The sequence below is a fragment of the Rufibacter aurantiacus genome, from assembly GCF_017916345.1.
Taxonomy (GTDB): Bacteria; Bacteroidota; Bacteroidia; order Cytophagales; family Hymenobacteraceae; genus Nibribacter; species Nibribacter roseolus.
The window spans coordinates 1,005,393-1,031,244 of sequence record NZ_JAFMSV010000001.1 but is presented as its reverse complement, the minus strand read 5'-3'; the positions used below and the strand labels follow the sequence as shown (position 1 = coordinate 1,031,244).

Annotated in this window: 17 protein-coding genes; 15 read left to right on the top strand and 2 right to left on the bottom strand. The window is 53.1% G+C overall.

Annotation, left to right across the window (positions count from 1 at the left end; translation table 11 throughout):
• Positions 1-463 precede the first annotated feature (463 nt).
• Entirely contained in the window at positions 464-2,827 is a 2,364-nt protein-coding gene (locus J3P34_RS04165; RefSeq protein ID WP_210486545.1) for a tetratricopeptide repeat protein, read from the top strand.
• A 583-nt stretch (positions 2,828-3,410) separates the two neighbouring features.
• Here the strand turns inward: J3P34_RS04165 and J3P34_RS04160 are convergent.
• Positions 3,411-4,349: a Ppx/GppA phosphatase family protein gene (locus tag J3P34_RS04160; RefSeq protein ID WP_210486543.1), complete on the bottom strand. Its 939-nt coding sequence runs from the start codon at positions 4,347-4,349 to the stop codon at positions 3,411-3,413.
• A 238-nt stretch (positions 4,350-4,587) separates the two neighbouring features.
• Positions 4,588-5,475: a class I SAM-dependent methyltransferase gene (locus J3P34_RS04155; protein ID WP_210486541.1), complete on the bottom strand. Its 888-nt coding sequence runs from the start codon at positions 5,473-5,475 to the stop codon at positions 4,588-4,590.
• Between the two features lie 391 nt (positions 5,476-5,866).
• Here J3P34_RS04155 and dapF point away from each other — a divergent pair, with 391 nt between their 5' ends.
• The 14 genes from dapF to amaB all read left to right on the top strand — a co-directional run bounded on the left by dapF (position 5,867) and on the right by amaB (position 25,822).
• A complete protein-coding gene (gene dapF, locus J3P34_RS04150; RefSeq protein WP_210466537.1) occupies positions 5,867-6,637 on the top strand; it encodes a diaminopimelate epimerase in 771 nt (256 codons plus the stop codon).
• Positions 6,638-6,719: 82 nt separating this feature from the next.
• The gene (locus tag J3P34_RS04145; protein ID WP_210466536.1) at positions 6,720-7,535 is read left to right on the top strand and encodes a glycosyltransferase family 2 protein; all 816 of its coding nucleotides are present in this window, start codon (positions 6,720-6,722) and stop codon (positions 7,533-7,535) included.
• Positions 7,536-7,777: 242 nt separating this feature from the next.
• Entirely contained in the window at positions 7,778-8,302 is a 525-nt protein-coding gene (locus J3P34_RS04140) for a GNAT family N-acetyltransferase (protein WP_210486539.1), read from the top strand.
• 231 nt (positions 8,303-8,533) lie between these two features.
• Entirely contained in the window at positions 8,534-9,832 is a 1,299-nt protein-coding gene (locus tag J3P34_RS04135; protein ID WP_210486537.1) for a glycosyltransferase family 1 protein, read from the top strand.
• A gap of 176 nt (positions 9,833-10,008) precedes the next feature.
• The gene (glf, locus tag J3P34_RS04130) at positions 10,009-11,226 is read left to right on the top strand and encodes a UDP-galactopyranose mutase (protein ID WP_210466533.1); all 1,218 of its coding nucleotides are present in this window, start codon (positions 10,009-10,011) and stop codon (positions 11,224-11,226) included.
• Positions 11,213-13,462: a family 1 glycosylhydrolase gene (locus tag J3P34_RS04125; RefSeq protein ID WP_210486535.1), complete on the top strand. Its 2,250-nt coding sequence runs from the start codon at positions 11,213-11,215 to the stop codon at positions 13,460-13,462. Before glf ends, J3P34_RS04125 begins: the two co-directional genes overlap by 14 nt.
• Positions 13,463-14,135: 673 nt before the next feature.
• Positions 14,136-17,516, top strand: coding sequence for a preprotein translocase subunit SecA (secA, locus tag J3P34_RS04120; RefSeq protein ID WP_210486534.1), 3,381 nt, complete (start codon positions 14,136-14,138; stop codon positions 17,514-17,516).
• The gene (deoC, locus tag J3P34_RS04115) at positions 17,506-18,177 is read left to right on the top strand and encodes a deoxyribose-phosphate aldolase (RefSeq protein WP_345890333.1); all 672 of its coding nucleotides are present in this window, start codon (positions 17,506-17,508) and stop codon (positions 18,175-18,177) included. Before secA ends, deoC begins: the two co-directional genes overlap by 11 nt.
• Positions 18,178-18,188: 11 nt before the next feature.
• On the top strand, positions 18,189-18,737 hold the full coding sequence (locus J3P34_RS04110) for a sporulation protein (protein ID WP_210486533.1): 549 nt from the start codon (positions 18,189-18,191) through the stop codon (positions 18,735-18,737).
• Positions 18,738-19,139: 402 nt separating this feature from the next.
• Positions 19,140-19,418: a hypothetical protein gene (locus tag J3P34_RS04105; RefSeq protein ID WP_210486532.1), complete on the top strand. Its 279-nt coding sequence runs from the start codon at positions 19,140-19,142 to the stop codon at positions 19,416-19,418.
• 254 nt (positions 19,419-19,672) lie between these two features.
• The gene (locus J3P34_RS04100; RefSeq protein WP_210486531.1) at positions 19,673-20,878 is read left to right on the top strand and encodes a M20 metallopeptidase family protein; all 1,206 of its coding nucleotides are present in this window, start codon (positions 19,673-19,675) and stop codon (positions 20,876-20,878) included.
• Positions 20,879-21,993: 1,115 nt separating this feature from the next.
• Positions 21,994-22,428 (top strand): Hsp20/alpha crystallin family protein, encoded by a 435-nt coding sequence (locus tag J3P34_RS04095; RefSeq protein WP_210486530.1) that lies wholly within the window; start codon positions 21,994-21,996, stop codon positions 22,426-22,428.
• Positions 22,429-22,611: 183 nt separating this feature from the next.
• Complete coding sequence (locus tag J3P34_RS04090; protein ID WP_210486529.1) at positions 22,612-24,111, top strand: Do family serine endopeptidase; 1,500 nt, start codon at positions 22,612-22,614, stop codon at positions 24,109-24,111.
• 148 nt (positions 24,112-24,259) lie between these two features.
• Positions 24,260-25,822 (top strand): L-piperidine-6-carboxylate dehydrogenase, encoded by a 1,563-nt coding sequence (gene amaB / locus J3P34_RS04085; protein ID WP_210486902.1) that lies wholly within the window; start codon positions 24,260-24,262, stop codon positions 25,820-25,822.
• Positions 25,823-25,852 lie beyond the last annotated feature (30 nt).

Sequence of the window (25,852 nt, the reverse complement as noted above, 5' to 3'; positions counted from 1 at the left end):
TTGCTCTCTTCGGTCACAATGCCTTCGGCACCGGAACCTGACAAGGCGCTCCACCGAAAAGCTGGAAAAGAAATACGCCAGCAAGAACGCCTCAGACCTCGCAGCGTCCGCAGGTCCTGTGAGCGTCTTCCTCTGTAGAGACGCAATACCTTGCGTCTTCACACATTGCTGATAAGACTCCCCCTTTGAAGGGGTAGAAGAATTTTTACACCTGCCGGCCAAACATTCCCAAATCTTCAATCCCATTGCAAATAGGGGAGCCCAAGGACTTACGTGTCCTGTTTATGGGTTTGGCCCTGTTTTCCGCAAAACACCCTTAAAGCCCCTGTATTCACCGAACTAAATTTCAGGGGATCAAGCAACCTGGAAGCGCGGTGTTGCATCTTCCTGGTAAATAACTTTCCATGGCTCTTTTTCTGGAACGGATTTTGCCTTTTGCTGAATATAAGATATTGCTAATATTATGAAAGCTCATTTACTCTCCTTTTTCATCGTTTCGCTGCTCTTCTGGGGCGGGCAGGCTGGAGCGCAGTCATCTTCCAAAGTACTGTATGAGCAGACCAAGCAGGAGACTATCTCCATTTCCAGCTTCGCCAACTCAGACCTGAACGCCCTGGCGCAGCAACTGGGGAGAGACAACCATCATCGGTCGGGGAAACTGGTGCTGCCGGTGGAGTATGAGCAGCAGGAGAAGATCACGCGCACCGGAGACCAGGTTGCGGTGAACGCCTCGGTACGCCATGTGCGGGTGCGCGAGCAGGTGCTTTTCCGGGAGTTTGACTTCTCTGATGCCTTAACCCCAACCGTGATCACGGCCAAGGTGCAGTTGCTGGGCCGCGAAGACAAAGTGCTGCAGACCTTCGATATTTCAAACAAGAGCATCAGCGAAGACGGGGCTACCGTGCTGGTGCAGACTTCCGTGAAAGACACTTCTGATTTCACGGGCTACAAGTTGAAGGTAGTAGAGAAGAAACTGGGTTTCTCCGCCAGTAACGATGGTGCTGTGCGCAACCGGTTGAATTTGGTGAACCGATACTATGAAGCAGATGCCCGTTTGGCCCAGCTTTCCCGCGATCTACAGGCCGTGAACCCCAATGATATTGATCACTTGGCCTTACACGGCGATCGGTTGAAACTGCTGGAGCGGGACTTGGCCTTGCTGGATGACAACCGCATGGAGCGCGAACTGGGCCTGCGCCGGCATGATCCCGTGCAGTTGCAGCGCCGCATGCAGGATCTGGAGCTACGTATGAGAGAGCGCCGGATAGCCCTTGATCAGATGTGGGCCCGCCTCCCCGAGATCTTCTATAACCGTGGCCTGGAGATGGCCATGAACGGCAATGTTCGGGCTGGGCGCGAGTTCTTTGAACGCTCGCTGCAGGCCAACCCCGCCTTCGCGCCGGCGCACCTGCAACTGGCCCGGCTTGATTTTAAGGCCGGTTACCTGAAAGAAGCCTCTAAACGCACCCGCGATCTCCTCAACCGCATGCAGGTTGATCCAGAGACCTACCGGTTTGGGCAGGAGCTGGCGCTGGATATCCAGAATGAATACGTGCGCAACGGAGAGCAGCTGAACAACCAGGGCAAGTACCGCCAGGCGCTGGAGCAGTTTGAAGAAGCCCAGGATTTCTGCCGAGGCATCTCCAGCCTGCGTTGCCGCCCCGAGCTGTGGGAGAAAGGCATTGAGTTCGCCAAAAACGGCATCTATGATGACTTGCTGCAGGACGGACGCCAGGCCCTAGACCAGAAAAACCTAAACCAGGCCGAAAAGCTGGCCCGGGAAGCGCAGCAGTACGCCCGCAACAACAAAACCGCCATAGACTCAGATGCCGCCGCTACCAATCTGCTCCGCGATGTACAGCAACAAGTGTATGCCGGCTACATGGCCGATGGCCGCAAAGCCCTCCAGACCAAACAGTATGCTGCAGCGTTAATGGCATTTGAGAAAGGGAAGAGCCTGGTCAGTGACTTTGGCTTAGAGTCCCAACCTGATGCCGAGAAACTGCTTCGGCAGGCGGCCCGCCCGGTGATCCTGGAGAAAATCGCGCAAGGTCAGTTACAGGCCAACGCCAATAAATTGCCCCAGGCCCGTTCCATCTCCGCCGAGGTCACCAACCTGCAGATCCGTTATGGTTTGGTGAACGACAAAGAACTGGACGGCAAGTTCCGGGCTCTGAACCAGGGAATCTTCTCCCAGGAGTGCGCCAACGCCCAAGCTTCTTATGACCAGCACTACCAGCGCTCCCTGCAGCTAAGCGCCGAGCGCAAGTTTGCCCAGGCCGCCGCTGCGTTGGACCAGGCCATTGCGGCCGCCAAAGACAACGGCGGATGCGCCATCCCATCGGCTACCGCCGAAGTGGAACTGGCCCGGATTGATGCCCCGGCCCACTACCAGGAACTGCTGCAGAAAGCCAATGCGCTCATCGGCCAGAACAATATGCCCGAGGCCGTGAAGGTGTACCAGGAAGCCAGCCGGCATTATGAAACTGCCGCCGTCGCTCGGTTTGGCTTGGAGCATGCATCTTTGCTCGCTTTTGCCGTGACCCACGAAAACAAAACCTTCGTGGCCGAGGTTGCCCGGCACGCCGCCGCCAACGGGGACGCCACCGGTGCCCTGGAATTAGTGAAACGCTTAGTTACCTTGAAGTATACCAAATACAACCTGAACCAACTGCAGGAACAGATAGGCCAGCTCCTCGCCACCCGCGATGCCCAGGCTAATCCCAAAGGAGACTACAAGCAACTCGCCAACACCTACACCGGCGGCAACAAAGACCTGAAAACCCTGAACAAAGCCTACCAAAAGCAATTCAAGAAACTGACGTGAATCATACAAGCAGAACGGCCTCTCCTAATCAGGAGAGGCCGTTCTGCTTGTATGATTCACGTTTTCGTTTGGGAGCCATTTTCAGCAAATGGTCTATATGATATATAATATAAGTAGGGCTACCTCTTGTGGGTGCCCTTTCTGGTTCCTGACGTTAATTACGGAGGACACGTGGAAGACAAGGCATGCCTTGTCTCTACATTCGGCAAATGTTGGAATGAGAGAATCAGCAGGTGTAAACACTCTGCCCCCCCTCAGCAATGCTTTGTAGAGACGCAAGGTGTTGCGTCTCTACAAAGCAAGACCTCACAGGTTTTGAAAACCTGTGAGGTCTGAGGCGTTCCTACTGTATTCCCTTTTCCAGCCTTTCGGTGGAGCGCCTTGTCAGGTTCCGGTGCCGCAAGGCATTGCGACCGTAAGGGAGCAAAGGAAGCTGGCGCAGCGCGAGGCCGGAAGGCGGGGCCTCGCGGCCGTGAGCGCTCGGAGCCTAGCTTTGCAACAACCCAGCTTATGAGCTAACGCAAACTGCCGCGCCAGCGAAAGCGGACTACGAGTACAATCAAATAGAAACTAAGAAGAAGACCTACCCCTGTAACAACTCCGCTAACATCCCTTCCTTCAGCGCATAAGCAGAAACCCTGATCTTGTTCAGATTATACTTCTCCAGCACCCAGTCAATGGCTACGCACGCCACCACAATCATGTCTACCCGCATGGCCAGCATGCCGGGAATAGCCAGACGCTCGGGGCGGGTCTTTTGCAGGAGTTCTTTGTACTGCCGGTGAAAGGTAGCCAGCGCTAAAGACATATCGGGGGAGCCGTTGGGGTCGCGGGTGATTCCCTGGGGAGCCAGGTCCATGTCTACCAGCGTGTCAAAAGTGCCCGAAGAACCGATCAGGACTTCGGGTTGGTGCTGCAGCACGGCGGAGGTAAGTTTCTGCAGGTGGTCTTGCAGGTAGTGGCGCAGGGCTTTGACTTGCTCTGGTTTAATGGCTTGTTCCTGTTCCGGGTAGAACTTGTCCAGAAGGCGTTGGGCACCAATCTCAAAGCTTTTCTTCCAGAGAATGCCTTTGTCCGTCCCGATGATGAATTCTATGCTGCCGCCGCCAATATCCATCACCATCACCGGTTTGGGGCCCACTTCCATGGCCAGTTGCACGCCTTTGAAAATGAGTTCGGCCTCACGGGCGCCTGAGATCACCTCCACGTCAATGCCGGTGTGTTCTTTGATGGCGGCCACCACCTCAGCGCCGTTGCTGGCATTGCGCAGGGCGCTGGTGGCGGTGGCTTTCACCGTTTCCACCCCATGCTGGTCCATGATCTCTTTGAACTCGGCCAGTGTTTTGAGGCCGCGCTCCCGGGCCGCCGGCGTGATCTCGCCTTTGCTGATGCCGCCCTCGCCCAGTTTCACCGGTACTTTGGTTTTATATAGGGTCTGTTGCCCGCCATCGGCGTCCAGTTCAACAATAAGCAGGTGGAAAGTATTGGTTCCAAGGTCTATAAGGGCAAATCGGCGCGACATGTTTTTGAATTAGGAATTTAGAATTAGGAATTAAGAATCGATCAGTACGAGTAAATAACTCTATTCTACTGATGGATTGAACGTCAATAGGTTTTAAGAAGGCACTACGGTAAAAGGCGGTGCTTTGACCAGGCAAACTCTTCTTCTAAACAAAGAAAGCCGTTTTAAGCCGATTTTCTACAAATCAGGCTTAAAACGGCTTTGGCGGTACGGCAATCAACAACCAACAAATAACAATCTATTTCACAGAGCTGAACCGGAAGAACGTGCCTAGCGGCAGTTTGCGTTTGGCCTGGTCTTCAAGGTAAAGCTCCCCCAGCTCCTCGTTGCGCACTGTGTTGCCGAAAGACGCTTTGATGAGGTTATCCAAAATCAGAGCCGAGAACCCGAGGGAATACAGGTTGATCACGAAGAAGTTATTCTCTGGGTCCAGGAGTTGCGAGCAGAGTTTGATGAGCTCATTGATTTGTTCCTCCAGGAGCCATTTCTCGCCATCGGGACCACGGCCGTATGCGGGAGGGTCCAGGATGATGCCCTGGTATTTGTTTCCGCGTTTCACCTCGCGACGGGCGTATTTCATAGCGTCTTCCACGAGCCACCGGATGTTGTCCAGGTTGCTGGCCTCCATGTTCTGGCGGGCCCAGAAGTTCACCTGCTTCACGCTGTCCAGGTGGGTGACATCGGCACCAGCGGCATTGGCTGCTAAGGAAGCACCGCCGGTGTAGGCGAACATGTTCAACACCTTCGGCTTGCCGGGCAGCGCGCGGGTGCGGTCAAAGATGAATTGCCAGTTAGGGTCCTGCTCAGGGAACAAACCCACGTGTTTAAAAGAAGACAAGCCCAACCGGAACCGCAGTTTGAGATCGTTGTAACGGTAGTTGATGAACCACTGCTCGGCCATGCCTTTTTTCAGTTGCCACTGTCCTTTCTCCTGGTTGCCTTTCTCGCGTTTGAAGGTAGCCTGCGCCAGCCTTTGCCACTCACCCTCGGAGAGGTGTTTGTCCCAGGCGGCCTGAGGCTCGGGTCGGGCCAGCACGTAGTCTCCAAAGCGCTCCAGTTTCTCAAAGTTGCCGCAGTCAATCAGTTCGTAATCGGTCCAGGCGCTGGTGGTCAGGAAAGTGTACATAGGTTTTTGGGGTGGTAAAGGTGCAAAGGTACGGTTTTGTGGGTTGCAGTGCTGTTCTTCTTGTAAGGTGCTTTGCAGCGCTAGAAAAACCTACGTATTCACCTCGTTTTTGAGGAAACGCCTGTAAACCAAAATAAGGCTGTTTTCTGGCTCAGCGTGCAGGGAGAGCTATTTAGGGGCTCTTTTCAGGAAATCAGGGCCGAAACCAAAAACGGGTTTTCCTTACCTTAGGCTGGAGGAGCAACCGCCGAGGACGATAGTGAATCTTTACCAGAAGCATCAGGTTATAAAGTGAGGAAATAGCGCGGCAATTCTTTTTTTCTTAATTTTCAAGGTTCTTACTAGCAGGAGACCACATTCCATAAGCAGGAAAAGCTCCTTTACTTACATCATGAATTTGACTTTCTATAAATACCAGGGCACCGGCAATGACTTTGTGGTGCTGGACAACCGGGAACAGAACATTCAACTGAGTCAGGAGCAGGTGGCTTTCCTTTGCGACCGCCGCAAGGGAATCGGGGCCGATGGCCTTATGCTGTTGCAGGAAAAAGAAGGCTATGACTTTGAGATGGTCTACTACAACGCCGATGGCCGTGTGGGCTCTATGTGCGGAAACGGCGGACGCTGCCTGGTGGCCTTTGCCCAGTTCCTGGGCGTGGTAGAAGACCAGGCGTACTTCATCGCCTCTGACGGTCCGCACCAGGCATTTCTGAAAGACGGGTTGGTGCACCTGCAGATGAAAGATGTGGACGAAGTAGAAGACCTGGATACCGCTACTTTCATGAACACCGGGTCGCCGCATTACGTGAAGCAGGTAGAGGCGCTGCAGGATTTGAACGTGTTTGCAGAGGGGCGGGCCATCCGTTACTCAGACCGGTTCAAGGCCGAAGGTACCAACGTGAACTTCGTGGAGCACCTGCACCATAACAAGTTGTTTGTGCGTACGTATGAACGCGGCGTGGAGGATGAGACCTTCTCCTGCGGAACCGGCGTAACCGCCTGCGCCCTGGCTGCCAGCCGGGCCGGGTATGAGAGTCCTGTCCACATCCAGGTGCTGGGCGGAGAACTGCAGGTAAGCTTTGAGAAGGAAGGCAACGGTTTCAGAAACGTGTTCCTCATTGGTCCGGCCCTGCAGGTTTTCAAAGGAGAAATCAGCCTGTAATTCTGTTTACTTTAATTCCCCCAATCAATATTCCCCCGTTTAAAATTTTGCAAAGAAGAACATAACCCTAAGCCCTTATTGAATGGCATCACCCACGTGCTCGCTCATTGTTTCAACTTACAACTGGCCCGCGGCCCTCAACCTGTGTCTGCAGAGTGTGGCCCAGCAGGTAGTGATGCCCAAAGAGGTTTTAATTGCCGATGATGGATCAGGCCCGGAGACCAAGGATTTGATCGCGCGTTTTCAGAAGCATTTCCCGGTTCCGTTGATCCATGTCTGGCATCCGGATAACGGGTTCCAACGGTCTATGATCCTGAACAGAACTATTGCCCAAACCAAAGAGCCTTACATAGTGCAGGTAGACGGTGATATTATTCTGCATCCTAATTTTATTCAAGACCATCTTTCAATAGCAGCGCCTGGCCGCTTTTTGGCAGGCGGCAGAATTAATCTCTCCCCGGAAATTTCACAAGAGGTACTGGAGAAACAAATAACGCAATTCGGTCTAATCGATATCGTAAAGACCAGTAATCTTTTTAATGGGCTACGCAGTGGTTTCCTGCGCCGGGTTCTGGCGGACCGTTACAAACTTACAGGCAAAAACAAATACTACGTGAAAGGCTGCAACATGTCTTTCTGGCGTAAGGACCTTCTGGCGGTGAATGGCTATAATGAAAATTACGTGGGGTGGGGCCCCGAAGACAGTGAGATAGCGGCTCGTCTCATGAATGCCGGCATCAGGAAAAAATCTTTGAAAATGGGCGGAGTTCAGTACCATCTGCACCACACGTATGTTGACACCAGCCGCAAAGCCATCAACGAGGAACTGCTGCGCACCACCATCCAGACCAACATCACTTACTGCCAAAAAGGGGTGGACCAATACCTGCAGAAGTAACAGTCCAAAATCCACTGACGGTAACCAAAGGTATTATGCCATTTGCACGGTCTGGAAAATCTGAAAAAAAGCGGTTTTTGGTTTTCGCGCCTGTTTTCTTAAAATAAGACAAAAAACAGTTAAACAGGAGCAGGGTTGTGGCTTTATGTGAGGCTGGTTTATTTACTTTTGGCTGTACCTTTAGGACCCGGGCGTGGTGCCTGCGCCTACCTTTTAGAAGCCATTTACACCTGTAGCTGCCCATGCTTCAAACAGACCGCATTTTTCTGCGCGCGCCAGAGCCCTCAGACCTGGCGTTTCTCTACAGACTGGAGAATGACCCAAACCTTTGGCCGGTAAGTCTGTCCGTAGCGCCTTACTCGCAGGAGGCCCTGCGTCAGTACCTGGAAAGCGCCAGCCTGGACATCTATGCGGCCCGGCAGCTCAGGCTCATGGTTTGCCTGCAGCAGGAGCGCAGTGCCATTGGCACGGTTGACCTTTTTGACTTTGAGCCGCTCCACCAGCGGGCGGGGGTAGGCATTGCGCTGGCCTCTGACCAGCGGGGGCAAGGCTATGGCAAAGAGACGCTCCAGCTTCTGGAAGAATACGCCACCCAGGTGTTGCAACTGCACCAGCTTTACGCCTCCGTAAGCCAGGAGAATACCACCAGTTTACAGCTTTTCAGGCAGGCCGGATTCCAGGAAGTGGGCGTTCGCAAAGACTGGCTCAGGACCCCAAAGGGGTGGCAGGCAGTGGTGGAACTTCAGAAAATACTAGGCTTATCTTAAAAAAAGGATAAAGTATTTCTAAGGGTGCCAATGTGTATCTGGGTGGAATAAATCGCATTCCCAATAGATGGGTTTATACTGAATTTTGGCGGTTTTTGTAGGGTAATCAAGGGTAAATCCTATTGAAATGCAGCCTTTTTTCCAAAAGTGCGTAAGCTAGGTTTGTAAAAGGAAAAGGCACCCATTATCGCGCTCTTTTTCAGGACCCTCACTTCTTAACTCGCTTTTGATATGTTTGACCTAGACTTAGATTTTATCCCCGGCGGGGGGAGTAGCTCCCTTACGCCAGAACCAGAAGTAACCTCAACCAGTACGCACACACCGTCTGTAAATAATACCCCAAAAACCGCCCCAAAATTAGCCAACGACACAAGTCTGGAGGCCTATCTTACTTCTGTTTCTGCCATTATCTGCTTATCGCACCTGAGATGGGATTTTGTGTACCAGCGCCCGCAGCACTTGCTCTCGCGTTTTGCCAAACACACCCGCTTATTCTTCTTTGAGGAGCCTTACTTCTATGACAATGCGCAGCCCCGTCTGGAAATGGAGGAGCGCGAAGAAGGCCGGGTAACCAAAGTCATTGCGCATTTACCCAATGGCCTTACCCCAGAAGAATCAGACGCCAAGCAAATAGAACTGCTCAACGCCTTCATGGCCGACCATGACCTGAGCAAAACCGTTTTCTGGTACTATACGCCTATGGCGTTAGAGATAACCCGTCAGTTCACGCCGGCTCTTACCGTGTTTGACGTGATGGATGAGCTTTCTGCGTTTAAGTTTGCCCCTCCGCGCCTGCTGGAACTGGAGGCTGAGTTGCTGCAGAAGGCAGACGTGGTTTTCACCGGTGGCCAGAGCCTGTACGAAGCCAAAAAGGATCGTCATAAAGAAGTGTATGCGTTCCCAAGCAGCATAGATAAAGTTCATTTCGCGCAGGCCCGCCAAGACCAGGAAGATCCCGCTGACCAGGCCAATATCCCGCACCCACGCATGGGCTTCTTCGGGGTGGTAGATGAGCGCTTTGACATTGAGCTACTCCGCGAACTTTCCGCAGCACGCCCGGAGTGGCAGTTTGTTATTATCGGGCCGGTGGTGAAGATAGATGCAGCCGTGTTGCCGCACGCCGATAATATCCATTACCTGGGCGGGAAATCATACCAGGAACTTCCTTCTTACCTGGCCGGCTGGGACGTAGCCATGCTGTTGTTCGCCCTCAATGATTCCACTAAATACATCAGCCCAACCAAAACCCCAGAGTACCTGGCTGCCGGTAAACCCGTGGTGTCTACCTCTATCAGAGATGTGGTGCGCCCGTATGGCGAGCTGAACCTGGTGCACATAGCTGACGGCACTAAGAATTTTGAAGCAGCCCTGGAGAAAGCGCTGGCCCAGAAAGACGATGCCAAATGGAGGCAGCGCGCAGATGAATACCTGGCTGGTATCTCATGGGACAAGACCTGGCAGAACATGGTGCGCCTGATGCAGTGCGTAAGCACGGAGAAAAAGGGCAGGCAGAGTTCAGCCGCAAAATAGGGCTTCACTTCTGGGAAAGAAAAGCCCGGCCGTTTCAAGCTAATTTTTAAGAAAACAGCCCCAAAGCAGGAAACAAGATTCTCTCTCCCTGGAGGAGAGTGTGAGGAGATACGCCATTAGTATCCGTGTAAAATAAGCAAAATTAAATTTGATCTAACTTTTAGCCAAAAGACAATATGTTCGACTATCTGATTGTAGGGGCAGGCTTTGCCGGGAGCGTACTAGCCGAGCGTTTAGCTACGTATTCCAATAAAAAAGTACTAATCATAGACAAACGCTCGCACATTGGCGGCAATGCCTATGACCATTATAACGAAGACGGGATTCTGGTGCACAAGTACGGTCCGCACATCTTCCACACCAACTCCAAAGAGGTATTTGAGTACCTGGGGCAGTTCACCGAGTGGCGCCCATATGAGCACCGCGTACTGGCCAGCGTAGACGGACAGCAGGTTCCTATGCCTATTAACCTGGACACCATCAACAAGCTGTACGGCCTCAACCTAACTTCCTTTGAGCTGGACAAGTTCTTTGAGTCAGTGGCTGAGAAGGTGGACAACATCCGTACCTCAGAGGATGTGGTGGTAAGCAAAGTGGGCCGCGAGCTCTACGAGAAATTTTTCAAGAACTACACCCGCAAGCAATGGGGCATGGACCCTTCTGAACTGGACAAGTCCGTGACTTCGCGCGTGCCTACCCGCACCAACCGTGATGACCGCTACTTCACAGACACCTACCAGGCCATGCCACTGCACGGCTTCACCAAGATGTTTGAGAAGATGCTGGACCATCCCAACATCAAGATCATGCTTAACACAGACTACCATGACATCATAGACTTCATTCCTTTCAAAGAGATGATCTATACCGGTCCGGTAGATGAGTACTTCGATTTCAAATACGGAAAACTGCCGTACCGCTCGCTGGAGTTCAAGCACGAGACCGTGAACAAAGAAGTGTTCCAGCCGGTGGCCGTGGTGAACTACCCTAATGAGCAGCTGTACACCCGCGTAACGGAGTTCAAATACCTTACCGGTCAGCAGCACCCTAAAACCAGCTTGGTGTATGAGTTCCCCCGCGCAGAGGGAGATCCTTACTACCCAGTGCCTAAACCAGAGAACGCCGAGCTGTACAACAAGTACAAAAAGCTGGCCGATGCCACCCCTGGCGTTCACTTCGTGGGCCGTCTGGCTACCTACAAGTACTATAACATGGACCAGGTTGTGGCCCAGGCGCTTACCCTGCACAAGAAACTGACAGGCGACAAAGTGACCAAACAGCCTGTTGTGGACGGCATGGACGTATTGCCCAAAGTGGTGCGCGAAGCCCTGACTGGAGGTGCCAGCACCGTAAACGGAAGTTCCACCAAAGTTACTCCGAATGGGAAACATTGAGCTTTGGGGGGGCGTTGAGTGTACCATTAACCGCGTTGGTGAGCAGTACTTTGACCAGCTAGCCAAGAGCGGGCACGCGCAACGTCTAACGGACCTTGATCTGTTTGCGGAATTGGGTATCACCAAATTACGATACCCGGTACTGTGGGAGAGCGTGGCCCCAGAGCACCCGGAAAAACAGGATTGGAGTTGGGCCACTCAGCGGCTCAACCGCCTCCGGGAACTGAACATTGACCCTATCGTGGGGCTGCTGCATCATGGCAGCGGCCCCCGATATACAGACCTTCTGGACGACGACTTCCCCCAGAAATTTGCGCAGTACGCGCGCTCCGTGGCCAAACAGTTCCCCTGGGTCACCTATTACACCCCCATCAACGAACCACTTACCACCGCCCGGTTCAGCGCATTATACGGTTTCTGGTACCCTCACGCCAAAGACGATTCCTCCTTTGCCAAAGCTTTACTAAACCAAATCAACGGTACCCGGCTAGCCATGCAGGCGATAAGGGAAATAAACCCAAATGCCCAACTGGTGCAGACCGATGACCTGGGGTACTCCCACAGCACTCCCGCGTTGCAATACCAGGCAAACTTTGAGAATCACCGCCGGTGGCTTTCCTGGGACCTGCTCTGCGGCAAGGTAGACCGGCAGCACGCCATGTGGAACTACCTGCGCGAGGTAAACGTGCCCGAGGAAACCCTGGATGACTTGGTGCAGAACCCCTGTCCGCCTAACGTGATTGGGGTGAACTACTACGTCACCAGCGAGCGGTACCTGGACGAACGCATCATTGACTATCCTTGGCACACCCACGGCAGCAACCACTATCAGCGCTACGCCGATGTGGAAGCCGTGCGCGTACAGGCTGCCAATCCGCTGGGTGTGCAGAAAATCCTGGAGCAGGTCTGTGACCGCTATGACATTCCGGTGGCCATTACCGAGGCCCATCTGTGCTGCACCCGTGAGGAGCAGATGCGCTGGTTTGCCGAGGTCTGGGATTCTGCCTCGTTTTTAAGAAATCAGGGCAAAGACATCCTGGGGGTCACCGCCTGGACTTTACTGGGTGCCTATGACTGGAACACCCTGCTTACCCAGAACAACGGCCATTACGAGATTGGCGTCTACGACCTGCGCAGCGGGGAACCAGCCCATACGGCCGTCTCCAAATTCCTGAGCGGCCTGACCAAACAGGAAGAACGCCACCCGGTGCTGCAGATTGACGGTTGGTGGAAACGCGCCTGCCGCAGTGTCTACCCGCCTTTGGCAGAATGCCCTGAGTCCTGGAATATGGCTGCCGGACCTTTGCGGCAACTGAATAATCTCACCGTTCAGCCGCTGCTCATTACGGGTGCCACTGGTACCCTGGGCCGGGCCTTTGCCAAAGTCTGTGATGTAAGGGGAATCCCGTACGTGCTGCTCTCCAGGCAGGATATGGACATTGCAGATGAAGCCTCGGTGGAGGAGACGCTGCGTAAATTCCAACCCTGGGCTTTGGTGAATACGGCCGGCTACGTGCGCGTTGATGACGCCGAAAGTGAACCTGAAGCTTGCTACCGCGAAAACACCTTGGGGCCGGCTGTGCTGGCCAAAGTGTGCCAGGCGCAGAACATCGGGTTTGTGACTTTCTCCTCAGACCTGGTTTTTGACGGTAACAAGCCAACCCTTTATGCAGAGAAAGACGAGGCTAATCCGCTGAATGTATACGGCTCCAGTAAGGCCCTGGCCGAGGAGCAGGTGCAGGCCGCTATGTCTGGTGCCCTGGTCATCAGGACCAGTGCCTTCTTCGGGCCTTGGGATGAGCATAACTTCGTGTACAAGGCCTTGAAAGCCATTGCCCACCAGGAGACGTTCCTTGCCGCGGAAGACAGTATTGTCACACCTACTTACGTGCCGGATTTGGTGAACGCCGCCCTTGACCTGTTGATTGACGGGGAGAGCGGCATCTGGCACCTGGCCAACCAAGGCGCCCTCAGTTGGGCCCAATTGGCGGAACTGGCGGCCAATTTGGCGGGCCTGGAGCCCAGTCCCTGGCTTCAGCCGGTACCGCATGAAACATTCAACCTGCCAGCTGCCCGGCCCGCCTCTTCGGCGTTGGGGACAGAAAAAAGAGCCATCCTGCCGTCGGTAGAAGATGCCTTGCGTAGGTTCCTGCACATGTGTGAATTCAACTTCAGACCATCTGATCGTCAGTTGCATAACCCCGAAGACGAGATGCAGTTTGCCGCGCAGGCGTAAGAATCTGTGTTATTTCCATTAAGTCCGTTTAGGGCCTGTTTATGGTAAAACAGGCCCCAAACGGACTTTTCTTTTTGCTCAGCCTTGAAAGCGTGTAACCTTCTCACACGGCGCCGGAAAACCCCAGCAACTCATTGAACAGGCAATTCCGTCAGAAGAACTGAACACCTCAAACAGAGGTAAAAGGTGGGGCTAAAACTTAGGCTTTGGCCTTTGAATTCAGGAAATAATACCTGAGCAAAACCTTTTGGTGCATAGGAGCCGATGTGCTATTCCTGAATAAGCTTAATCCATTCTCCTTCGGATGAAATCTTGGGGAAAATCTGCTCCCAAGGGAAGCATGGCTGGTTTCCATCTCTTTGGTGAACGGCTTGAAAGTTCTGTCTGTTCAATCGGCAGGAGAGGAAAGCGCTTGCCCGGTGGGTTGACAAAGGGCAGAAATCAGGTTAATTTTAGACGAACCTTGGTTTAGGGCTGTTTTTGCAAAAGGAGTCTTGAAATACCGGTGCTTTTTTCTGACCCAGGGCAATTTCCATCCAATTTTCACTTTCTATGACATACCGTCATACCAAGGGCACTATTGTGTAAGTGGTATTGTTTTAGCTAGATAGAAAATTGTCGGAAAAACCGCGTATTTTTGAAATTGATTCAAGTACATCTTAATTAGTTATATATGTTTGATTTTGTTGGGAAGACGGTCGCTAAGATTTTCGGTACCAAATCGGAGCGGGATATCAAGGGGGTATTGCCGTACGTAGCGCTCATCAACCAGGAGTTCGCCAAGCTCAATTCCCTTTCTGATGACCAACTGCGCGCCCGCACCCTGGAGGTACAGGCTGTGATCGCAGAGCGTCTTAAGCCCATTGATGATAAAGTAACGGTTCTTTACCAACGCATAGAGAACGAGCCGGAGCTTGACATTGCCCAGAAAGAAGAGATCTTCACTGAGATTGACTCTCTGGAAAAAGACCGCAATAAAGACCTGGAAGTGGTGCTCATGGAAGTGCTGCCGCAGGCCTTTGCCATTGTAAAAGAGACCGCCCGCCGGTTCAAAGAAAACGGTCAGCTGACGGTTACCGCTACCGACCTTGACCGCAACTTTGCCTCGCGCAAACCCAACGTGCAGATCAACGGTGATCAGGCCGTTTGGTTAAATAAATGGATTGCCGCCGGCAACGAGGTAACCTGGGACATGCTCCACTATGACGTGCAGCTCATTGGGGGGATTGTCTTGCACCAGGGTAAAATTGCCGAGATGGCGACGGGTGAAGGTAAAACCTTGGTGGCTACCTTGCCAGCCTTCCTGAACGCCCTGGCTAAACGCGGCGTGCACGTAGTAACCGTGAACGACTACCTGGCTAAGCGTGACTCTGAGTGGATGGCGCCGTTGTTTGAATTCCACGGCATCACCATTGACTGTATTGACAAACACCAACCAAATACTGATGCCCGCCGCAACGCCTATCTGGCGGACATCACCTACGGTACCAACAACGAGTTCGGGTTTGACTACCTGCGCGACAACATGTCCCGCGAGCCCGGTGAACTGGTACAGCGCAAGCACCACTATGCCATGGTGGATGAGGTGGACTCCGTGTTGATTGACGATGCCCGTACGCCGTTGATTATTTCTGGTCCGGTACCGCGTGGTGATGAGCACGAGTTCTATGTGCTGAAGCCCCGCGTAGCCGCCCTGGTAGAAGCCCAGCGTAAATTGGTGAGCAACTACCTGGTAGAAGCCAAGCGCCTCATCAAAGAAGGAAATGACAAAGAGGGTGGTCTGGCCTTGTTCCGCGCTTTCAGAGGTCTGCCTAAAAACAAGCCGTTGATCAAATTCCTGAGCGAAACCGGCGTGCGCCAGATCTTGCTGAAGACCGAAGCATATTACCTGCAAGACCATGCCCGTCAGATGCCAGAGGCCGACAAGCCTTTGTTCTTCACCATTGACGAGAAACACAACCAGATTGAGCTCACCGAGAAAGGCATTGACCTGATCACCGGTCAGGGCGAAGACCCGCACCTGTTCATTCTGCCAGACATCGGGACTGAGTTGGCCAACATCGAGAGCCACAAAGAACTGTCTGCCGATGAGAAACTGCACGAGAAAGAGCGCCTGATCCAGGAGTACCAGGAGAAGTCGCAGCGCGTGCACACCATCAACCAGTTGCTCAAGGCCTACACCCTGTTTGAGAAGGACACCGAGTACATCGTGACCGATGACCACAAGGTGAAGATAGTGGATGAGCAGACCGGCCGGGTAATGGAAGGTCGTCGTTATTCAGACGGCTTGCACCAGGCCATTGAGGCGAAAGAGAACGTGCGCGTAGAAGACGCCACGCAGACTTACGCTACGGTTACGCTGCAGAACTATTTCCGGATGTACCACAAGCTGGCCGGTATGACCGGTACCGCTGAGACCGAAGCCGGTGAGTTCTGGGAGATCTACAAGCTTGACGTGGTGGTGATTCCTACGAACCGCGTAGCCCAGCGCAAAGACGAGCACGACAAGGTTTACAAGACCATGCGTGAGAAATACAACGCTGTGGTAGAAGAGATTCAGTCTCTGACCCAGGCCGGACGCCCGGTACTGGTGGGTACTACCTCGGTGGAGATCTCTGAGCTGGTAAGCCGCATGCTCAAGCTGCGCGGCGTGCCTCACCAGGTATTGAACGCGAAGCAGCACCAGCGCGAGGCCGAGATTGTGGCCGAAGCCGGTAAGCCAAGCACCGTGACCATCGCTACGAACATGGCGGGACGTGGTACGGACATTAAACTTACCCCGGAATCTAAAGCCGCGGGCGGATTGGCCATCATAGGTACGGAGCGTCACGAGTCTCGTCGCGTTGACCGTCAGTTGCGTGGTCGTTCAGGCCGCCAGGGTGACCCGGGATCTTCCCAGTTCTTCGTGTCACTGGAAGACAGCTTGATGCGTCTGTTCGGTTCTGACCGCATAGCCCGCCTGATGGACCGTATGGGTCTGGAGGAAGGCGAAGTGATTCAGCACTCCATGATCACCAACTCCATTGAAAGAGCACAGAAGAAAGTAGAGGAAAATAACTTCGGTACCCGGAAGCGCCTGTTAGAGTACGATGATGTGATGAACGCCCAGCGCGAGGTGGTGTACAAGCGCCGCCGCAACGCCCTGTATGGCGAGCGTCTGGAACTGGATATCTGGAACATGATCTATGATACCGCCGAGGACATTGTACAAACCTACAAAGCTACCGGTAACCACGAGGACTTCCTGCTGCACATCATCCGGGTGTTTGGTTTCAACTCCGCTATTACCGCGTCTGAGTTGGCTGGCCAGTCTGTAGATGTGTTGATGGATCGCCTGTACAATGAAGCCCTTGATTTCTACCTGGCCAAGAACCACCAGATCATGGACCAGTCGGCGCCTATCATGGCTGATATCTATGAGAACCGTGGTCCTTTGATTGAGAACATTGCTGTGCCTTTCTCTGATGGGCGCAAGCAGATCACTGCCATTGCCAACCTTGAGAAAGTGGTGAACACCCACGGCCGCGAGCTCATCAAGACCGTGGAGAAAGTAATCACCCTGGCCACCATTGACCAGGCCTGGACCCAGCACCTGCGCGAGATGGACGACCTGAAGCAAAGTGTGCAGAACGCGGTGTACGAGCAGAAAGACCCGTTGTTGATCTACAAGTTTGAGTCATTTGAGCTGTTCAAGCGCATGATCAGTAAGGTGAACGAAGAAACCGTTTCCTTCCTGTTCAAAGCCGATCTTCCGGTACAGCAGGAGGCGCCGGTTCCCGTGCAGGAAGCCCGCCAGCCTAAAGCCCCGAAAGCACCAAGATTGCAGGAGCAGAAAGAGGAGGTGCATTCTACCTTAGAAGAGCCTACCCAGGGTATGCCTTCCATGCCGCAGGCCGCCGCTCCAAAGCATGCGCCAATCAGGGTAGAGAAGCACGCTGGCCGAAATGACCGCGTCAACGTGATGTACTCAGACGGACGGGTTATGAAAGACGTTAAGTTCAAAAACGTAGAAAACGATTTGCTCAACAACCGTTGCGTACTCCTTGAAGACTAAATCACTGATTTCCCCGGAACAGAGCTTGGCACCGTATATAGACCATACGGTGCTAAAGCCTGATACAACTAAAGATATGGTGGCACAACTCTGTCAGGAAGCGGTCCAGTACCGCTTCGCGGCAGTGTGCGTGCCACCTTGCTTTGTGCGCCAGGCCGTGGCTGCCCTGCAGGACACGGGCGTAAAAGTAGCCACCGTGGTGGGTTTCCCTTTTGGGTACCAATTGGCCAAGGTGAAGTTCTTTGAGGCGCACCAGGCCCTGTCTGAGGGAGCCACTGAGATTGACGTGGTGATGAACATCGCGGCTTTCAAATCGGGGAAACATGAGGAAGTCATGTCAGAGTTGCAGGAGCTCAGCACGCTGTGCCACTTCAAGAATTCTATCCTGAAGGTGATCATAGAGACGGCGCTCTTGTCTCCGGAGGAGATTGTGCAGGTGTGTCAGATATGCGTGGAGGCCGAGGCCGATTACGTGAAAACGTCTACGGGTTACGCCGCTTCCGGTGCTCAGATTGAAGACGTGCTGCTCATGCGCGCCAATCTGCCTGAACACATAAAGATCAAAGCCTCGGGCGGGATCAAAACAAAGGAAGCCGCCCTTGCGTTGGTGAAAGCGGGAGCAGACCGGATTGGAACATCCTCCGGCGTTTCATTGCTATGATTTGGAGAGACATGACCTATAGACTTTTTACCTTCCTTTGCCTGGCCCTTATGATGAGCTGTGCTGCCACCGGTAGTACTTCCTCTTCCACGAACAACGGTAACGGTTCTGCCTCTACAGGTAGCGGCCGTTCTGACGGGAAAAAGGGAGAAGGCACGGCTACCCTGGTAGACACCAAGAAGTACCGGCCCACTTTTCCGGCAGCCCCTGAAGGTGGCTCGGAACCCATGGCCCCGCCCGCTCCCACAAACCACGTAGGTCCGCAGGTGACGCTGCTTATGGACAGCGTGGCGCAGGTAAACCGTAACATCAAATACGCCGCGGGTTACCGTATTCTGGCCTACACCGGCATTGAGCGGAAAGCCGCCATGGACCTGCGCAACAACATTGTGAGAAGACTGCCCGAGGAGAAAGATTACCTCACCTATAAGCAGCCCACCTATGTGCTCAAGATCGGTGATTTCTTTACCCGGGTAGAGGCCCAGGCTGCCTTGAACAAAATTCAGGATCTGTTGCCAAACGCCCTGCTGGTGCAGGAAACCATCAACATCCCTAAATAAGACGTTAAACCGTCTGGTTTTACCATCCGCCGTTCAGGGCTTGTTTTTCAGAAAACAGGCGCTGAACGGCGGATTTTTTGTGTTATTCTGCTGAATCATCCATTCCTATTTAGTCTTCTGAGAAGTGTGGGCTGTTATGGATTTACAGGAATGAAAGGTGCCGCTGCTGCTTCTAAGAAACATTTTGCCTGTAGAATAGCTCGGCTCTGGTTTGGTGTAACGCTGGTGATTGTCTTTGTAGGGCAGGTAAAATCAGTCTGGAAAAATACGGATGGCAGCACTAGGATTTGACGGGGGGGGGGGAGGAGAATTACTGAAAATGAAGTGGAGACTACTTAATTAGCAAAGAGGCGGTTCAAGAATAGAAAAGCGCTTCGTAGTTTTAGGTAAGAGCATTGTGTAATGGATAAACAGGACCTGATCTTACTTAATCTTTTTGGCAGAGTACGCGGGTATCTGGAGCCTGAAGACCATCCCGTATCTTCCGCAGAGATAGCCCAGGACAATCACCTGTCTATAGAGCAAACATTGTCTCTTTGCAATGACCTTGTGCAGGAAGGTTTTGTAGCCATCAGTCCATTGAACAACCCGCCTCTGGTTTACCTTACCTTGACAGGCCTGGCCAGGGCCCGGAGAATGGAAGCCACCTTTGGATTCCTGCGGCAAAAATCGGCTTCTTAGCCAGCGGCAGTCTTTTGTCAGAAACAACATCCCTCAACGTAATACCCAGCACACATAGCATTTCTTGGGATTGAGCCGCCTGGAGCATAGGAGCTAAATAAGTAGTGAACCATTCTCCGCTTCAGAATCCTACATCTCTGCAAGTATTGGAGAACGGATAACGTACCGTTTAGAGGCTGATTTCTGTAAACATGCTCTAAACGGCATTTTCGGTTTATAGCCGTACCTTTGCCGTATTCGTTTGCCTTTCTACTATGCAAGAACTAACCCACCATATACAGGACCTCGCCCGGAAATACGCGTCAGACACGGTATCTACCCGCCATCACCTGCACCAGAACCCCGAGCTGTCCTTCCAGGAATATGAAACCTCGGCCTATGTGTTCAGGAAACTGCAGGAGTACGGGCTGGAGCCGGAGCGTGTCACCGAAACAGGGGTAGTGGCGCTGGTCAAAGGCCGTAACCCCGAGAAAGCCACCACTGCACTCCGCGCTGATCTGGATGCCCTGCCCATTCTGGAAACGAACGAGGTGGAGTATAAAAGCCGAAACGAGGGCGTGATGCATGCCTGCGGCCATGACGTACACACCTCCTCGCTGCTGACCACGGCCCGCATTCTACAGGAACTGCGCCATGAGTTTGAAGGCACCGTAAAGCTTATTTTCCAGCCCGGCGAAGAGAAATTCCCGGGCGGTGCGTCTTTGATGATCAAGGAAGGCGTGCTGCAGAACCCAAGCCCGCAGAGCATCATGGGCCAGCATGTGTTTCCGTTTCTGCCGGCCGGCAAAGTTGGTTTCCGGTCCGGCATGTACATGGCTTCCGCCGATGAGATCTACATCACCGTGAAAGGCAAAGGCGGCCACGGCGGCTTGCCCGAGCAACTGGTGGACCCTGTCCTGATCTCGGCGCACTTGCTGGTAGCCTTGCAGCAGATCGTCAGCCGGCGGGCCAATCCCAAGGTACCATCGGTGTTGTCTTTTGGGAAAGTCATTGCCAACGGCGCCACCAACGTGATTCCGGGCGAGGTGCACATAGAAGGCACCTTCCGTACCATGGACGAAACCTGGCGCGCCGAGGCCAAACAGAAAATCAAGAAGCTGGCCGAAGGGCTGTGCGAAAGCATGGGCGGTTCCTGCGACATCAACATCATGGACGGCTACCCTTTCCTCAAGAATGATCCGGCACTGGTGGCCCGCGCCCGCACCGCCGCCGAAACCTATCTGGGCCCAGACAACGTAGTAGACCTGGACATGTGGATGGCCGCTGAGGATTTCGCTTACTACTCACAGCAAACCGATGCCTGCTTCTACCGCCTGGGTACCCGCAACGAGGAACGCGGCATCACCTCAGGGGTGCACACGCCCACCTTCAACATTGACGAAGCCGCCCTGGAAGTAGGGAGTGGTCTTATGGCTTGGCTGGCCATCAGCGAACTTCACGCAATAACCGCTCAGTTGTAAGCTGATTTTCTTTGTAGAAACCTTTTTTTCTAGATATAGAAAGCCTTCTGTTTGGAGCCCTTTTTTGAGAAAAGAGGCTCTAAGCAGAAGGATATGGTTTTTTCGCGGTTTTGGTGTTTAAGCTAATCTTATAAACTGCCCTTGTCATATGCAGATATCTTTTTGAATAGGGCAGGTTGAAAAGGAATGTAATTGTTTCCTGCTTTAACCCTTCTTCACTGGTTCAAGTTTTCAACTTGGACCTATAATGGTCTGCAGTTTGCAACTGCAGTGAGGCGTCAGCCTCAAACCTGTATTTGGGTCTTTACCCCCAACTACCTTCTTGCTCTAATTCCAGCGCTTGTTCCTCCGTTTGGAGGTTTGTCACTTTTCTCCTTGATGAGAAAAGTAACCAAAAGAATCAAGAAGCCTCAAACTCGCTGACGCTCGGACAGTGAGGCTTCAATCAAGGTACCACCTGGCAAAGGCTATCTGTTCCATAGTCCACGCAGGCCATTACTGCTTGAACAGTTCATCCGTGCGGCAGGCCGTGTCTCGGCCTCACTGTAGGCCTTCGCCCCGGCCTGCCGCAGGAAACTGCTGGCTTTAGGGTGTTTGCTCGGGTTTTCTGATCATGTAGAGACAAGGCATGCCTTGTCTCCAACGGGTCTTCTCCGCAAAGGACAGACGCTACCTGCAAGGGCACCCAAAAGAGGTGTCCCTACATTCCTCATTGTTCTCTAGACAACCTCGTCCACCGATGTTGGTGTTATCACCAACATCCAAAACTGCGGCTCAAATAACTTCTGACGCATAGCAAAATTCTATCCTCGGAGAGGCAGGGAGTGGTGAGTTTCAGGCCGCTTTTCAGAAAATAAGCCAGAAACCACCGGTAGCAACTAGGGCTTTCTAATGCTCCCACTGCGGCATAGAGCAATGCTTTTTAGAAATCAACCATGCGTGATGACCAAATTTCCACTCTGAATAATACTTATAAGACAAAATGTCTTAACTAATTCTAGTTAATTCTATAAATCAAGACTTAATGTCTGTATGTGCTCTGATTATACAGTTGGTACAAAATTTACTAATAGGTAGATATCCAACAAGAAATTTAAACCTAAGAGATAAAGACAATGACAACTGTAAAACAACATCCGGTATTGCAAGGCAGAGCGCAACAGACTTTCAGCAGCCTTTTGGACAGTTTTTTTCAGGACACTGTGAACAACCGTCGGGTACAGGGTTTCACGCCGGCCGTTGATCTTTGGGAAACTGAGAAGACCTATGAGGTGGAACTGGCCCTGCCAGGGGTGACCAAAGAAAACATCAACGTGGAGTTTGAGGAAGGCGTGTTGCGCGTAAGTGGCGAGCGTACTTTCAAGAAAGAAAACCAGGATCAGAAATATCACCGCGTAGAGAACCTGTACGGTAAGTTCAGACGCTCTTTCCAACTGCCAGAGCACATTGATGCTGCGGCAATTGATGCCCAATTTGAGAACGGAGTGCTGCACATTTCCGTACCTAAAGTGGAAGAGAAAGTGGTGAAGCACCAGATTTCTGTAAAGTAACCAAACGTTAAGAATATGTTAAAAAGGCGCTTTTGGGCGCCTTTTTGGCGTAGTCTTTGAGTATGATATAATACTAGTTTTGCTATTTTAGCGTTACCCACGTACAGAAGAAACAAGACAGTCCATTACATTAAGAAAAGAGATACTTTTCAATTTATTAACCTATATAGCTGACCAATCAATATGAAAACTAAACAGCTAATGTTGGGGCTGATGCTCTCTGCTATGGTAGGTGGAGGCGTAGCCGTTGGAAGTTACAAACTGTTGGACGATGATGCTCCCGTGAGCGGGCAGCAGTTGCCCAATACCAACGTGAGGTATACCAGTGCCATGCGCACCTCAGATGTGGTGGTGCCGGAAGGCCTCAATTTCGTGACCTCGGCTGAGTTGGTGACTCCGGCGGTGGTGCACGTGACTACAGAATATAAAGTTCAGGCGCGCCGTGGGCCAAGTGCAGGTGAAATCCATCCGTTCTTTCGTGATTTCTTCGGTGATGATTTTGAAGGATATCAGCGCCAGCAGCAAGGTCCGGCCATGGGCTCCGGCTCTGGGGTGATCATCGCCTCTAACGGATACGTGGTGACCAATAACCACGTGATTGACCGTGCCGATAAAATACAGGTGATTCTGGACGATAAACGCACGTATGAGGCCACTCTGGTGGGTACTGACCCTAACACAGACATCGCGCTGCTGAAAATCAACGCTGACAATTTGCCTGCCCTGCGCTACGGCAACTCTGACAATGTGAAAGTGGGCGAGTGGGTGCTGGCCGTAGGTAACCCGTTCAACCTGAACTCTACCGTGACCGCTGGTATCGTGAGCGCCAAGGGTCGTAACGTAGGTATTCTGCAAGGTGCCGGGAACATGAGCGTGGAGTCTTTCATCCAGACCGATGCTGCCGTGAACCCTGGTAACAGCGGTGGGGCCCTGGTGAACCTGAACGGTGATCTCATCGGGATCAACACTGCCATCGCTTCCCAGACTGGTTCTTTCGCGGGTTATTCCTTCGCGGTGCCTTCTTCTATCGTGAGCAAAGTGGTGGATGACCTCCTGAAATACGGTGAAGTGCAGCGTGCTTTGTTAGGCGTGCAGATGCAGGAAGTGGATGCCGATCTGGCCAAAGAGAAAAGCCTGAAAACCCTGAACGGGGTGTACGTAGCTGGTTTCTCTGAGAGCAGCGCCGCCAAATCTGCCGGCATTGAGCAAGGTGACGTAATCACCGAGATCAACGGCGTGAAGGTGAACACCGGAGCCCAGTTACAGGAGCAGGTAACCCGTTACCGTCCTGGTGACAAGATCAAGGTGACTTACCTGCGCGGTGGCAACAATAAAACCGCCAATGTAACCCTGCGCAACGCCAGCGGCAGCACCGAGATCGTGAAGCGTGACCCTAACTCCAAAAAGGCCATGACCATTGACGGCGCCAAGTTTGAGGCGGCCAGCAAGCAGGAACTGAACAAACTGGACATCCCGGGTGGCGTGAAAATCACCGGAGTGGAGGAAAGCGCCTTTGCCGAGACTGGTATGAAAGATGGTTTCATTATCACCAGCATTGACAAAGCGCCCACCAACGCGCCTCAGGACGTAGACAAAGTGCTGAAAGGCACCCGCCGCGGCGGACTCCTCATTGAAGGGGTTTACCCAGATGGTCGTCGTGCTTATTACGCCCTGGGTCGCTAATTTTGACCTGTTTTGAGAAATATAAGCCCTAAACGGCTCTTGCAAAGCTCCTGCCCTGCGGCAGGAGCTTTTTTGTTTTTTATGTTGGTAGAAAGGGCTATACTAGTGCCTTATTCCCCAAATGAACCAGAAGTTAACCAGAACCTATATGCAGACCGAGACCACGCTCCAGACCGATATCACTGATATTCTAGCCCAATTGGGCATTCAGGACACCAACCCCGCCTACAGCACCGGGCTGAAGTGGGGCGGGGAGAACAACGCAGAGACCCGCACCATCCATTCGCCCACCAACGGCAAGCCCATTGCCGCGGTGAACATGGCCTCTGAGGCGGACTATGAGCAGGTGGTGTCTACGGCGCAGCAGGCGTTTCTGGCGTGGCGTACCTGGCCCTCGCCCAAGCGCGGCGAGGTGGTGCGCCAGATAGGCCAGAAACTGCGCGAGCACAAAGAAGCTCTGGGCAAACTGGTGAGCTACGAGATGGGCAAAATCCTGCAGGAAGGTCTGGGTGAGGTGCAGGAGATGATTGACATCTGCGATTTCGCGGTGGGCTTGTCCAGGCAGCTGCACGGCTACACCATGCACTCAGAGCGCCCTACGCACCGCATGTATGAGCAATACCACCCGCTGGGCGTGGTGGGTGTGATCTCGGCGTTCAACTTCCCGGTGGCGGTTTGGAGCTGGAACGCCATGCTGGCAACCATCTGCGGCGATGTGGTGGTCTGGAAGCCATCGGAGAAAACCCCGCTCACAGCCGTGGCTTGTCAGCATATCATCCGGGAGGTGCTGGAGCAGAACCAGGTGCCCGAGGGGGTGTTCAACATCATCATCGGCGATGCCATGGTGGGCAGCAAAATGGCGCATGATGAGCGTTTGCCTTTGATCTCGGCTACTGGTTCTACCCGCATGGGTAAGAAAGTAGGCGAGGCTGTGGGTCGGCGTTTAGGGCGTTCTTTGCTGGAATTAGGCGGAAACAACGCCATCATCATCACGCCCAACGCGGATCTGGAAATGGCTATCCGGGCGGTGGTGTTTGGGGCGGTAGGAACCTGCGGCCAGCGCTGCACGTCTACCCGGCGCCTCATCATCCATGACAGCATCTATGACGAGGTGAAAGAACGCCTCCTGAAAGTATATCCTAACCTGCCCATCGGGGATCCGCTGAAAGACGGTATTCTGGTGGGGCCGCTTATTGACAAGGACGCCACCACGGCTTTCCTGGCCGCGCTGGAAAGAGTGCAGGGGGAAGGCGGGAATCTGCTGATTGGCGGCCAGGTGCTGGAAGGCGAGGAATACGCCACCGGTACCTACGTGACCCCGGCCATTGTGGAAGCCGAGCACTATTACCACACCGTGCAGGAAGAAACCTTCGCGCCCATTTTGTACCTCATCAAGTACAGCGGGGATGTGAACAATGCCATTGACATTCAGAACGGCGTGCGCCAGGGACTCTCTTCGTCCATCTTCTCTTCCAACCTGCTGGAGACCGAGGCCTTCCTGAGCCACTGGGGTTCTGACTGCGGCATCGCCAACGTGAACATCGGGACGTCAGGGGCCGAGATTGGCGGGGCATTTGGGGGCGAGAAAGACACCGGGGGCGGGCGCGAGTCGGGCTCGGATGCGTGGCGCTTCTACATGAGAAGACAAACCAACACCATCAACTTCGGGCGGGAGTTGCCGCTGGCCCAAGGCATCAAATTCGACTTCTAAGAAGGCAAATAAAGTACGAAGCAGAGGCTT

Bases quoted from the DNA above. Each gene is read 5' to 3' on its own strand.
- J3P34_RS04165 (WP_210486545.1), top strand. From the start codon at position 464: ATGAAAGCTCATTTACTCTCCTTTTTCATCGTTTCGCTGCTCTTCTGG.
- J3P34_RS04160 (WP_210486543.1), bottom strand. From the start codon at position 4,349: ATGTCGCGCCGATTTGCCCTTATAGACCTTGGAACCAATACTTTCCAC.
- J3P34_RS04155 (WP_210486541.1), bottom strand. From the start codon at position 5,475: ATGTACACTTTCCTGACCACCAGCGCCTGGACCGATTACGAACTGATT.
- dapF (WP_210466537.1), top strand. From the start codon at position 5,867: ATGAATTTGACTTTCTATAAATACCAGGGCACCGGCAATGACTTTGTG.
- J3P34_RS04145 (WP_210466536.1), top strand. From the start codon at position 6,720: ATGGCATCACCCACGTGCTCGCTCATTGTTTCAACTTACAACTGGCCC.
- J3P34_RS04140 (WP_210486539.1), top strand. From the start codon at position 7,778: ATGCTTCAAACAGACCGCATTTTTCTGCGCGCGCCAGAGCCCTCAGAC.
- J3P34_RS04135 (WP_210486537.1), top strand. From the start codon at position 8,534: ATGTTTGACCTAGACTTAGATTTTATCCCCGGCGGGGGGAGTAGCTCC.
- glf (WP_210466533.1), top strand. From the start codon at position 10,009: ATGTTCGACTATCTGATTGTAGGGGCAGGCTTTGCCGGGAGCGTACTA.
- J3P34_RS04125 (WP_210486535.1), top strand. From the start codon at position 11,213: ATGGGAAACATTGAGCTTTGGGGGGGCGTTGAGTGTACCATTAACCGC.
- secA (WP_210486534.1), top strand. From the start codon at position 14,136: ATGTTTGATTTTGTTGGGAAGACGGTCGCTAAGATTTTCGGTACCAAA.
- J3P34_RS04110 (WP_210486533.1), top strand. From the start codon at position 18,189: ATGACCTATAGACTTTTTACCTTCCTTTGCCTGGCCCTTATGATGAGC.
- J3P34_RS04105 (WP_210486532.1), top strand. From the start codon at position 19,140: ATGGATAAACAGGACCTGATCTTACTTAATCTTTTTGGCAGAGTACGC.
- J3P34_RS04100 (WP_210486531.1), top strand. From the start codon at position 19,673: ATGCAAGAACTAACCCACCATATACAGGACCTCGCCCGGAAATACGCG.
- J3P34_RS04095 (WP_210486530.1), top strand. From the start codon at position 21,994: ATGACAACTGTAAAACAACATCCGGTATTGCAAGGCAGAGCGCAACAG.
- J3P34_RS04090 (WP_210486529.1), top strand. From the start codon at position 22,612: ATGAAAACTAAACAGCTAATGTTGGGGCTGATGCTCTCTGCTATGGTA.
- amaB (WP_210486902.1), top strand. From the start codon at position 24,260: ATGCAGACCGAGACCACGCTCCAGACCGATATCACTGATATTCTAGCC.